Origin of the sequence: Streptomyces sp. NPDC052107, assembly GCF_040680215.1 — a bacterium.
Taxonomy (GTDB): Bacteria; Actinomycetota; Actinomycetes; order Streptomycetales; family Streptomycetaceae; genus Streptomyces.
The window spans coordinates 45,687-57,141 of the sequence record NZ_JBFAWG010000050.1 but is presented as its reverse complement, the minus strand read 5'-3'; the positions used below and the strand labels follow the sequence as shown (position 1 = coordinate 57,141).

The window sequence follows — 11,455 nt, the reverse complement described above, 5'->3', positions numbered from 1 at the left end:
TTCCACCTCCACGCTCACGCAGCCCCACCAAGATGGGCAGAACCCACACCGAGCCCCACGGTTCGCATAGGTTCGCTTAGCTGATCAGCGACGCTGACCAACCACTCGCCTGCTCACCATCCCGTCGCCGAACAGCGGGCAGAACACCGCGACTACGCCCACGGTCCCGTTCACCGGCTCGGGTACGCACGAGCGCTGACGGGTGCCCAGGTCAGGCGGTGGTCGTCACGCGGGGGAAGAAGACGCGAACGGGCAGCAGCAGCCCGGCGAGCGACAGAACGATGAACACCACCTGGTGCACATGGTCCTTGCCCGGCGGCAGCCCTCCCGCCAAGTGGGCGATCCAGAAGGCCGGGTAGTACCACTGCGCATACCACGCCCACCGTTCCCCGCGGCGGAACGGAACGAGGGTGATCAACACGCCGAACAGGCCCATACCGGTCGCGGCCACACCGTCGGCCCGCATGAGTTGCTCGTCGTCGGCCCCCGGTGCGACCGCGGCGACGACACCGAAGATCAGGATGCCGACACCGACGATGAGAAGGCAGATCCACGCTGCCTTCAGGCGCGCGCTGTTGTGCTGCATGCGGGATTCGTACCCGCTTCCGGCGAAGGAGACGCAGAGTCCGCCGTGACCGAGGGTGCCGAGGCCAAACGAGGCGATGGGGGCGGAGTGCTGCGGGCTTCCAGGTACGGAGGAGGTGGCCCCGCCGTTTGTCGGCGTGCGCTGACAGAGGTCTCGGAGGCCGAGTCTGCCTTGAGCCACGACGCCCGTATCGTCAGCCGTCGACTCACCCCGACGAGCTCAACTGGAACACGCGTGGCCGGCCGACCTTCGGCCACACCTTCAGCGAGCACGGAGCGGGGGTGAAAAACACCAAGAGCCTTACCGACCGCGCCCGCAGCATGGGCAATGAGCAGGGGCAATGGCTGGACAACGCCTGGAGTTCCCGAAGTCGCATCACGACCCCAACGGTGGGGTGCGTGAGGTGGAACTGCCGCCGGGGACGGGGCAGGTCATCATGCCCTACGGCGAGATAGCCGAGGCCAATTACCCGGGGCTTGTCCCCAAACCCGATGGTTCCTGCAAGACGGCGTTCCCGATCCCGAAGAAGTGAGCAGCCCCGTGCGATTCCGTATGACCGTGTCTCCACCCACCTTCGACACCCCGGTGGCACATGACCTCGACCTCGCCGAGGACTACGAGTCGCTGGTGATGGATGCCTGTGAGCTTCTGGCCGAGACCGACTGCCGTTTCCGTGTGGCAGGGTTCGGCCAGGGTCCATGGCCCGTCGACATTTCCTACGACCTGTCATCGGTCATCGAGCAACTGCCCCAGGCACTGACGGCCCTTCGCCGGAAGAACCGGGCGCAGATCGACTTCTGCGGACAGGGGTTCGAACGTGTCGTCGTGTTCGTCCCGTTGGGCGATCAGATCACTATGACCTGCACGACGCAGACCGGATGGATCCCCAGGCCTGGGTGACAGGTTCTGTCACGCGGCCCGGAGGGCGGGAGCGGTCATGACGGTTTCGTCACCGGGTGGCTGAGCCGGCGGTAGTAGGGCTGTCTGGCGAGCTTGAGGACCCGGCACGTGACCGTGACGCGACCCACTGCCCGCTCAGGACCGATGCGAGCGGCTACTGCCAGCTGTGGCTCGATGTCCGGAACAACGCGCTGCAAGTGATCTGCTCGGACAACGGCTGTCAGCCACAGACCATGACGGTGAAGATCAGAAAGGGAGAGACGACGACGCTGGGCTTCGCCCTGCAGAAGGTCTGGTTCCGCTCTACCGCGAGGGCCCGGGCGGTCTCATCGCCCGGGCCCTCGCGATCCATGCCGGGCCCTTTCCCGTGTGCCGTCAGGTCTGCGCCCGACTTATGGGTAGCTGACCAGGTAGGCCACGTTGTTGCTGGGGGTGACCTGGCTGCCGGTGTTGTCGATGACGTGGTTGATGGTGCCGGCGCCGCCCAGGACCGTAGTAACCATGCTGTGGAACTTCACCGTGGACGTGGTGGGCACCTCGATGGCGTGGCCGAGTACGACGGAGGGGTTGTCGCGGAGATAGGCGTAGACACCCACCCCCCATGCCTCGTGGGAGGTGACCGAGTTGGCCACCTTGTACGAGGCGTAGCCGAGGTCGCCTCCGCTGGTCGTCCAGCTGGACTGGTCGGGCACGTCGTAGGGGGTCTCGCTCTGGTAGAAGTACGTGCGGCCGCCGTTGCCGTTCCAGGTGGTCTGGTACTTCTGGTAGTGCTCGACCGCCAGGCCGTACATGGTGACGTTGTTGCCGTTGACGATCAGCCCGTTGACGGCCGGGTTGGTCGTCCAGCCGACGCCGTTGGTGTGGTCCGCCCGCCACAGCCACAGGTCGTCGCCGATGACGTCGTTGCTGTTGATCACCAGTGTCTGGGTGGCCTTGCCGGCGATGTCGCCGCCGATGCGGAAGAACACGTCGTGGAGCACGATCGGGTCGGCGCTGTGCCCGGCGCTCGAACCGGCCGGGCCGACCTGCATGAGGGTGTTGGAGTTGGTGGTGTTCGCGCTGATCAGCAGCCCGGCGATGTCGATGCCGTCGACGTCTGCGGTGGTGATCGCGGTGACGCCGTTGTCCGGCACGAGGGTGGCCAGGCCCAGTCCCAGGACCACCGTGTCGGGGCGGGTGATGTTCAGTGGGGCGGACAGGTGGTAGACGCCCGGGGTGACGATCAGGTTCTGGCCCGCGGCGAGCGCGTTGTTGATCGTCGTGGCGGTGTCACCGGGCTTGACGATGTAGAACTGGCTGATCGACAGCGAGGTGCCCGGAGCGGTGCCGTTGATCCAGTCCGGGCCCTGGACATTGGTGCGCACCGACGGGACGAACACCTGCCAGTTGCCCGAGCCGTCGACGTAGATGAACGGCTTCTCGCGCATCACGGGGCTCTGGGCGACGGTGGTGTACTGCGGGTTGGGGAAGCTGGTCGCCGGGGCGCCGGTGTCGCCGACGAAGACCATGTTCCAGTTGTGCCCGGTCCAGCCGCCGTCCATGGCGGTGTCCTGGGTGAGGAACTGCTGCTGGGTCCCGGAGTTGATCTGGCCGGAGACCCGGGAGTCGCCGATGTAGCCGCCACTGGACCAGTTGGTACTGGTGCCGTGGGTGTCGTCCCACAGCTTCATGCTGCCGTGCACGTCCATGCGCCGGAACGGGTCGGCCTGCGAGACGGCCCACATGGTGCTTCCCGAGCTGGGGCTCACCGACATGTTCTCGGCGTCACGCCAGAAGTTCTGGGTGGCGTTGCCGTCGTTGGTATGCCCTTCGACGTGCACGCCGCCGCCCGTGATCGACACCTGGTCCGGTGACAGGCCCAGCCCGGCGACCTGGGTGTAGTAGCCGACTGGTATGTCGACGTTGTACGTGCCGGGGGTGAACAGCAGGGCGTTGCGCTGCGTGCCGAACTCGTTGGTCTGCTGGGTGCTGTAGACCGAGTTGATCTTCGACTGGATGGTGGACGTCGGCATCGACGGGTCGAACACCGTGACGTTGGGGCCGAAGTCCGGGGTGCTGGGCGGCGGGTTGATGCCGCCGGTGAGCGTGAAGGACTGGGCGCCGGTGCCGTTGCAGGTGTACTGCTGCAGCTGGACGCTGTCGGCGGTGGACGCCGACGGCACATCGAGGCACTTGCCGCTGTTGCGGTTGACGAAGTGGTACGTCCCGGAAGCCTCGGCGACCGGCAGCCACTGCTGGTTGGCGCCGCTGCCGTAGAGCCACAGCTGGGTCAGCGCGCCGTCGGCGGTGGAGAGATCGGTCTCGTCCCAGACCTGGTTCGGCGCGGAGGCCACGCCGATCCGGTAGTAGCCACCGTCGGTCGCGGTGAACTGCCAGGACTGGGCGCCGGTGCCGTTGCAGGTGTACTGCTGCACAGCGGTGCCGTTACCGGTGGCCGCGGCACGCGCGTCAACACACTTGCCGCTGTTCGCGTTCACGACGGTGGTGGGGACGGTGGGGATGGTCGCAGCGCCGGCGCTCGGGGCCGAGACCAGCGCGACGCCGGCGGCGGCCGGCAGCAGGAGCGCAGTCGTGAGGGCGGTTGTGCGTCTGCGGTGACGGTGGGCTCGGACGAGCACAGCGAGAACGTTTGTCACGCGTGTCTCCTAGTGCGCCTGATGGGCGAGAGGTTGATCGGACGTTAGGCGCCACCCGACGAGCCGTCAATATACGGCGAAAGAAAAGTCGTGAACTATGTTCCGTGCAAACAACGACCACTGTCCGGGGGCGCCGTGGCGCCCGCGGACCCGGATGGTCGAGCGGTGCCACCGTCGTGCCCGTCTTCAGGCCGACGACGAGGATGCGTCCGGTGACGTTGTTGTCGCCGAAGCCGTACTGGACCCTCACCCCGCTCACACGGGTCGGCACGTACACCGCCGGCCTGGAGTACAAGACCTGGGACGATGCACCGCACGGCCGACCCGGCACCATCGGAACAGGAGATGCGGTCAGCGACCAGGTCGGCATGGCGACTTCGGCCAGGAACTGCTTGGGCGAGAGATCACGGCCTCCTACGCATGCGTCGCGGTCACCGAGATCGACCAGGGTTACCCCTTCACCTCGCCGCTGCCCCTCCCGGACGTGTGGCGGAGACTGGCAGAGCTCCCGCCTACGCCCCGTGCGCCCGCCGCTCGCTGGAAGCGGCGGCCGACCCGTTTCCGGCCCTGGCCGGATCCGCCCGTTGACGTAGATCGTGTCCGGTGCCGCGGAGGCGACTTGGGAGCGCTCCGTTCCGAAGGAGTCCTTTCCGTCCAGGACTTCGATGTCCCAGGGGCGGGGTGGTGCGAGCGGGACCGGTGCAGGGCGGCCGGTCGTGGCGTACGAGCGGCACGCCATGTGAGGGTTCGGTGCCCGGGCGATCCAGGCCGCGGCCGACCGGGATCGCCCGTGGCTGGGCGTTGCCGTCAGCCTGACGGCGGACCGTGTGATGTGTCCGGGTTACGGTATGCGGTCACCACGACAGGGCGATGTACTTGGACTCCGTGTAGTCGAGCAGCCCCTCATGACCACCCTCGCGGCCGATGCCGCTCTGCTTGGTACCGCCGAACGGTGCTGCCGGATCCGACACGACACCGCGGTTGAGCCCCACCATGCCGGAGTCCAGACGCTCGCTCACCCGCAGGCCGCGGGCCAGGTCGGAGGTGTAGACGTAGGAGACCAGACCGTACTCCGTAGCGTTGGCCAGCTCGATCGCCTCGTCCTCGGTGGTGAAGCTGACGACGGGAGCGACCGGGCCGAAGATCTCCTCCTCCAGCACCGGCGCGCCGGGGGGCACGTCCTTGAGCACCGTTGGCGGGTAGTAGTGACCGGCGCCCTCGAGCGGCCGGCCGCCGGTCACCAGCGAGGCGCCGGCCCGCACGGTGCCCGTGACGAGTTCGGCCACCTTGTCCCGGCTTTCCGCGTTGACGAGCGGGCCGACCTGCACTCCGTCGTCGAGGCCGGGGCCGACCTTCAGGGCGCCCATCGCCTCGGCCAGCCGACGGGTGAACTCGTCCGCGACCGATACCTCGACGTAGAAGCGGTTCGCGGCCGTGCACGCCTCACCGCCGTTGCGCATCTTCGCCACCAGGGCACCGGCCACCGCTTCGTCCAGGTCGGCGTCGGCGAAGACCAGGAACGGCGCGTTGCCGCCGAGCTCCATCGAGCAGTTGACCACGGTCCTGGATGCGGCAGCCAGCAGGACCCGGCCGACCTCGGTGGAACCCGTGAACGACAGCTTGCGTACCCGTGGGTCGTCCAGCATCGCGCCGACGACCGCCCCAGAGCGGCGGGAGGGCAGCACGTTCACCACACCGGCGGGCAAGCCCACCTCCTCGAGGAGGGCGGCGACGGCCAGCGCGGTCAGCGGTGTGTCACTGGCGGGCTTCAGGACCACGGTGCAGCCGGCCGCCAGCGCCGGACCGATCTTCCGGGTGGCCATCGCGGCGGGGAAGTTCCACGGTGTGACGAGGACCGAGACGCCTACCGGCTGGCGCAGCACGAGGATCTTGTTCGAGCCGGACGGCGCGGTCTGGACGCTGCCCAGGGTCCGCACGGCCTCCTCGGCGTACCAGCGGAAGAACTCCGCGGCGTAGACCACCTCGCCGCGGGCGTCGGCGAGGGTCTTGCCGTTCTCCAGGACGATCAGCTCGGCGAATTCCTCCGCTCGTCGGGTCATCAGGTCAAAGGCGCGGCGAAGGAGCTCGGCCCGCTGCCGGGGTGGGGTGGCGGCCCAGCCGGGAAGGGCGGCATCGGCCGCGGTCACAGCAGCGAGGGCATCCTCGGTGGTCGCGCTGGCGACATCGGCGAGCTTTTCGCCGGTGGCCGGGTCCACGACATCGATACGGGAGCCGTCGCTCGACGGCTGCCAGTGGCCGCCGATGAACAGGTCGGTGGGGAGCTTGTCGATACGGAGCCGGGCGGGGGAGCCCGAGTGGTGTGCACTCACTGATTCATCGCCTTCTGCACGTTCCGATGATGAGGTCCGCTGCGTGACCGCCAGGTTGTCCGGCGTGGCAGCGGTGGGTGGTGCCATGAGCGGTGATGCGGACCGGTGCCGAGGGGGGCGAGGCAGGGCTCCTCGGCGATCCTGGCCACCGGCTTGGTACTCCTGCGGCAAAGCCGGAGGGGTCCTCCGCGATCGTTCGACGTTGCCACGACGGCGCCCGGGATATGTCTCCGGTTGTCCGGGCGGCCGTCTCTCCCGTCGCCGCCACGGGTCTGGGCGGGCCGCCCACCCGGCCGTCGCCACGGTTCGCTGCGAAAGGTGCTGCTGAGCGGTTTCATACGGCGGCCGGCCTCCAGGGGGCGAGGACGGCTCCGCTCACGGGGACATGAGCACCGCGTGTGCCGTGGCACGGGGCACGGGCCCGCCGCACGGGCCCGGGCCGTCGGGTGGGTCCCGTCAGTACGCGTTGGCGACGAAGAGCTCCTGCGCCGGGAACTTCGTGAGGATCTGTGGTCCGTCGGCGGTGACCACGACCTCCTCTTCTATTCGTGCCGCGGAGAAGCCGTCCGAGGCCGGGCAGTAGGTTTCCAGGGCGAAGACCATGCCCTCCTGGATCTCCACGGGGTTGTCCAGGCTGTTCAGCCGGCTGATGATGGGCCGCTCGTGCAGACCGAGGCCCAGCCCATGGCCGAACTGCAGACCGAAGGCGGCCATCTCGTTGGCGAAACCGAACTCGGTTGCGGCCGGCCACACCCGAGCCACCTGGTCGGTGCCGACCCCCGGCTTCACCACGGCGATGGCGGCGTCCATCCACTCGCGGGCCCTGGTGTAGGCGTCACGCTGCGAGCTGGTGGCGCTGCCGACCGCGAAAGTGCGGTAGTAACAGGTGCGGTAGCCGTTATAGGACTGGATGATGTCGAAGAACGCCTGGTCCCCGGGGCGGATGAGGCGGTCGGAGAAGTTGTGCGGGTGCGGGTTGCAGCGCTCGCCGGAGACCGCGTTGATGGCCTCCACCTGGTCGGAGCCCATCTCGTACAGGCGCTTGTTGGCCAACGCGACGATCTCGTTCTCCCGGATGCCGGGCTTGAGCACGTCGACGATGTCCTGATAGACCCCGTCCACCATGGCCGCGGCCATGGACAGCAGGGCGATTTCGTCCGGCGATTTGATGGTCCGGGCGTCGAGCATCATCTGCTGGGCGTCGACGACCTTCAGTCCCTGCCGCTGCATCTCGAACAGGAACGGCGGCTCGACGATGTCCACACCGACCGGCAGGTCCGCCACACCCGCGTCCTCGAGCATGCCCTTGATCTCGCGTACCGCCGAGGCCATCAGGCCGGCGTCCGGAGCGATGGCGCCGCGCATGCCCAGCATGCCGGCACGGGAGTTTTCGGGCTTCAGCCACGGGGCGAACAACTGGTGATGTCTGGCGGCGGAACCGAAGTCCCACAGCACCGGGTCTCCACCGCGGGTCAGCAGGGCGTACCGGGTCATCTTGTCCCCGAGGGCGCCGCCGATCCAGGTTTGCGTGGTGTAACGGATGTTGTAGAAGTCGAACAGCAGGAAAGCACCGCACTCGCTGGCGTCCAGCACGCCACGGGCGCGCTCCAGTCGGTAGGACCGCAGCCGGTCGTAGTCCACGCGCATCTCGTAGTCGACTGCGCTGTGTCCGTGGGCCGGGATGGGGCGTGAGGCGCTCACGCTCGTCACTGTCATCGTGTGGTTCGTCCTTTGTCACGTTGCCCGGGAAACCGGCGAGGGGCCGTGCGGGCGGTCGGAGGAGGGGCGTTGTCGCCTGGCGGCGGGCTTGGCGAACCCGTGCGGGCTCCTGGTGCTGGTGGGCCGAACGCTCAGGACCGGGGGGTGAGGCCGTCGTCCATCGTCACGTTCTCCGCTTCCAGCGTGATGCCGCAGCGGCGTGCCTGCTCGAGGATCAGGGTGGCGAAGTCCTCTTCGGTGTGACCGGCGCCGATCGCCGCCTGGACGAACTGCGCGGTGGCCGAGGCCACGGGCATCGGAACCTCCAGTTCGCGGGCAGCGGCCAGTGCGAGGTCGAAGTCCTTGCGCAGCAGGATGTTGGTGAAGGTCGGCTTGAAATCAAGGTTGACCAACGCCGGCGACTTGTACTTGGTGAAAACCGAGCCCATCACCGAGTCATTGAGGAACTCAAGGAACGCGGAGCGTTTGACGCCGCCCTTCTCCGCGAGCAGCGTGATCTCGGCCAGCGACTGGGTGACGACACCCAGAAAGACGTTGTGCGCGATCTTGACCAGGCGGGCCACCTCGTCCTCACCGACGTAGGTCACACCGCGGCCCAGCAGGTTCAGCAGGGGCTCGACGGCATCGAACACCTCGCGCGGACCGGAGACCGCGACGGTCAGCTTGCCGGCCGTGATCACCTTCGGGTTGCCACTGACCGGCGCAGCCAGGAAGTCGGTGCCGCGCTTGGCGGCCGCTTCCCGTACGAGGGCGGAGACCTGGGTGGACACCGTGGAGCTGTCGATCAGTACGCCCGGTGCGACGTTCTTCGCGGTCAGCACGCCCCCGGGGCCGGTGGTGACCGACTCCAGGTCCGCGGAGGCGGAGACCATCACGAACACGACGTCCCGGTCGGCGAGTTCCTCGGGCCGGTCGACGATCGTCGCGCCCTTCTCGGACAGCGGCTCGGCCTTGGCCCGGGTCCGGTTGTAGACGGCGACATCGTGGCCGGCGTCGAGCAGACGGCCTGCCAGCTGGTATCCCATACGGCCGGTACCGATCCAGCCGATGCGGGGGCGGTTGGTGGCGACATACGTCATGGTTTTTCCTCACTCCTGGAAGACGGCGCAGCAGGGCCGGCATGCCGACCGGCGGAAACCCCCGCCGCAGCGGAGGAGCCGACACGGGCTCGGTGACATGCGCTCGGTTGCTCTAAGAAGGCACCGGTCATGCCTGGCACGCGATGAGAAAGGGAGCACTTGATCTGTGGTGATTACACATCGTGTCCGCAGCGAGCGGGTGCGGGCGCCGCTCGCCGTATGTGCTCTGCAATCGATTGCCAAGTTATGCTTGCTCCGCGACTGCAGGCCTGTCAAGTGGGTTGAAGCGGTGGTCGTTGCATCACCGAGGCGATCGGTTGTGGTGACGTGGCGGACATCCCTAGACTGCGCACGTGAGCACGCGCCCCACCCTGTCCGACGTCGCACGACTCGCCGGGGTTCACCAAGCTACGGCGTCCCGTGCCCTCAATCCCCGCACGAGCGGTCGGGTGAGCCCGGTGACGGCCAGGCGGGTCAGGGCCGCCGCGGAGGAGCTGGGGTTCACCCCCAACACCGCCGCCCGCAGCCTGCGGATGAACCGTTCGTTTACGGTCGGGGTCCTCATGCCGGACCTCATCAATCCGCTGTTCCCGCCCATGGCACGGGGCATCGAGGCGGCCCTTGCGCCTCGGGGCTACACCGCGCTGCTGGCCAATACGGACAGCGACGAGGACAAGGAGCGCCACCAGTTCGACGTCCTGCTGGGGCGTCAGGTCGACGGGTTCATCGTCGCCACCGCGCGGCGCAAACACCCGCTGCTGGACGAGGCGCGCAAGTCCGGAGTGCCCATCGTGCTCCTCAACCGTTGCACCGACCGGAAGCTCTTCCCGTTCGTCGCGGGCGATGACAGCGCCGGTGTGTCGCTCGCGGCCGAGCATTTGCTGGAGCGAGGGCACCGCCATGTCGCCCACGTGTCCGGCCCACAGGACATGTCCACCGGGATCACCCGGGCCCGGGCCTTTCGGCATGCAATGGAGAGCGCAGGGATCGGCCCGGACCAGGCGCCGGTCATACCGGCCCGGGCGTACACGGTGGCAGCGGGAGAGCAGGCCACGGGTGAACTTCTCGACCGCCACCCGGCCACCACGGCGATCGTCGCCGGCAACGACCTGATCGCGCTCGGAGCGCTGCATGTGCTGCGCGCGAGGGGACTGCGCTGCCCGCAGGACGTCTCCCTAGTCGGGTTCAACGACATGCAGTTCGCGGATGAGTTCCAGCCGCCGCTGACCACCGTCCATGTGCCGCATCACGAACTCGGCGCGGAGGCCGCACATCTGCTGCTGGAACTGCTGGACCGCTCGGATCTGTCGTACGACACCGTGTGGGCGGCCAAGACAGTGCTGCTGCCCGTGCATTTGGTCATCCGGGAATCGACCGCGGACGCCGTGGACCGCAAGCCGACGCGCGGCTGAGACACATCCCGCAAGAGGTGTACGAGGTCAGCCGTGGCCTGACCACCGAAGACGCTCGCCGGCGGGCTGTTCAGGCACAATGTGCAGGCTCTGCCCAGGCAGGCTGCCCGGCCAGGACCCATGCCTGTGAGGCCGTGTCATCAGTGCTGCTCACTGGAGAACACCTCGGGATGGCGCAGCAGCTCGAGGCGGGTGCGCTTGATGTGGCCGATGAGCACGTGTTCGGCCGTTTCGACGTCTCGTTGCTGGATGGCCTCGATGAGCAGCCGATGCTCGGCGTTGATGACCCACTTGCGGTCAGGGCCGGCCAGACGGGTGAAGGCGCGACGATAGTGCTGTGTCATGTCCCAGTATCGGTTGACCATGCTGTTGAGCTCGGTGACGGTGCATCCGCTGTAGGTGAGTGTGTGCAGCTCGCGATCCAGGTGCAGAAAGTCCTCGACATCGTCGGAGGCTTCGATCTGTGCCTGGATCTCCTCGAGGCGGTCGACGTCGGTGTCGCTCAGCGCTGCGAGTGATTCGACCAGAGCCAGGGGCTCGACCCGTTCGCGGATCTTGTAGGCGATCTCGCAGTCGCGCTGCTCCATCGTGGCGACCCACGCTCCGGTGCTGGAGCGCAGCGTCACCAGGCCAGAGGATTCCAGGATGCGCAGAGCCTCTCGAACGGGCAGGCGGCTTGCGCCGAACTGCTCGGCGATCTCGTCCTGGACGATGCGTTCACCAGGTGACAGCTGGCCGGCGAGGATCTGCTCGCGCAGGTGCTCCGCGATGCGCCTGCTGGCCACGCCCGGCC

Annotated in this window: 9 protein-coding genes; 3 read left to right on the top strand and 6 right to left on the bottom strand. The window is 67.8% G+C overall.

Annotation, left to right across the window (positions count from 1 at the left end; all coding sequences use genetic code 11):
* Positions 1-211 precede the first annotated feature (211 nt).
* Entirely contained in the window at positions 212-586 is a 375-nt protein-coding gene (locus tag AB0M27_RS33740) for a hypothetical protein (protein WP_365727415.1), read from the bottom strand.
* Between the two features lie 340 nt (positions 587-926).
* Here AB0M27_RS33740 and AB0M27_RS33735 point away from each other — a divergent pair, with 340 nt between their 5' ends.
* Together AB0M27_RS33735 and AB0M27_RS33730 are read left to right on the top strand one after the other, a co-directional pair.
* Positions 927-1,118: a hypothetical protein gene (locus AB0M27_RS33735; RefSeq protein WP_365727413.1), complete on the top strand. Its 192-nt coding sequence runs from the start codon at positions 927-929 to the stop codon at positions 1,116-1,118.
* Positions 1,119-1,144: 26 nt separating this feature from the next.
* The gene (locus tag AB0M27_RS33730; RefSeq protein WP_365727411.1) at positions 1,145-1,486 is read left to right on the top strand and encodes a hypothetical protein; all 342 of its coding nucleotides are present in this window, start codon (positions 1,145-1,147) and stop codon (positions 1,484-1,486) included.
* Positions 1,487-1,878: 392 nt separating this feature from the next.
* On the opposite strand, the gene AB0M27_RS33725 is transcribed toward AB0M27_RS33730, so the two are convergent.
* From AB0M27_RS33725 to AB0M27_RS33710, 4 genes are all read right to left on the bottom strand, one after another.
* Complete coding sequence (locus tag AB0M27_RS33725; RefSeq protein ID WP_365727419.1) at positions 1,879-4,047, bottom strand: RICIN domain-containing protein; 2,169 nt, start codon at positions 4,045-4,047, stop codon at positions 1,879-1,881.
* 929 nt (positions 4,048-4,976) lie between these two features.
* A complete protein-coding gene (locus tag AB0M27_RS33720; RefSeq protein ID WP_365727409.1) occupies positions 4,977-6,452 on the bottom strand; it encodes an NAD-dependent succinate-semialdehyde dehydrogenase in 1,476 nt (491 codons plus the stop codon).
* A gap of 456 nt (positions 6,453-6,908) precedes the next feature.
* Positions 6,909-8,153, bottom strand: a complete 1,245-nt coding sequence (locus AB0M27_RS33715; protein WP_365727407.1) for a Xaa-Pro peptidase family protein — start codon at positions 8,151-8,153, stop codon at positions 6,909-6,911.
* Positions 8,154-8,302: 149 nt separating this feature from the next.
* Positions 8,303-9,250, bottom strand: coding sequence for an NAD(P)-dependent oxidoreductase (locus tag AB0M27_RS33710; protein ID WP_365727405.1), 948 nt, complete (start codon positions 9,248-9,250; stop codon positions 8,303-8,305).
* Between the two features lie 353 nt (positions 9,251-9,603).
* Here AB0M27_RS33710 and AB0M27_RS33705 point away from each other — a divergent pair, with 353 nt between their 5' ends.
* Positions 9,604-10,662 carry a LacI family DNA-binding transcriptional regulator gene (locus AB0M27_RS33705; protein WP_365727403.1) on the top strand — a complete coding sequence of 353 codons (1,059 nt, stop codon included), beginning with the start codon at positions 9,604-9,606 and terminating at the stop codon, positions 10,660-10,662.
* 140 nt (positions 10,663-10,802) lie between these two features.
* On the opposite strand, the gene AB0M27_RS33700 is transcribed toward AB0M27_RS33705, so the two are convergent.
* Positions 10,803-11,447: a GntR family transcriptional regulator gene (locus tag AB0M27_RS33700; protein ID WP_365727401.1), complete on the bottom strand. Its 645-nt coding sequence runs from the start codon at positions 11,445-11,447 to the stop codon at positions 10,803-10,805.
* Between the last annotated feature and the right edge of the window lie 8 nt (positions 11,448-11,455).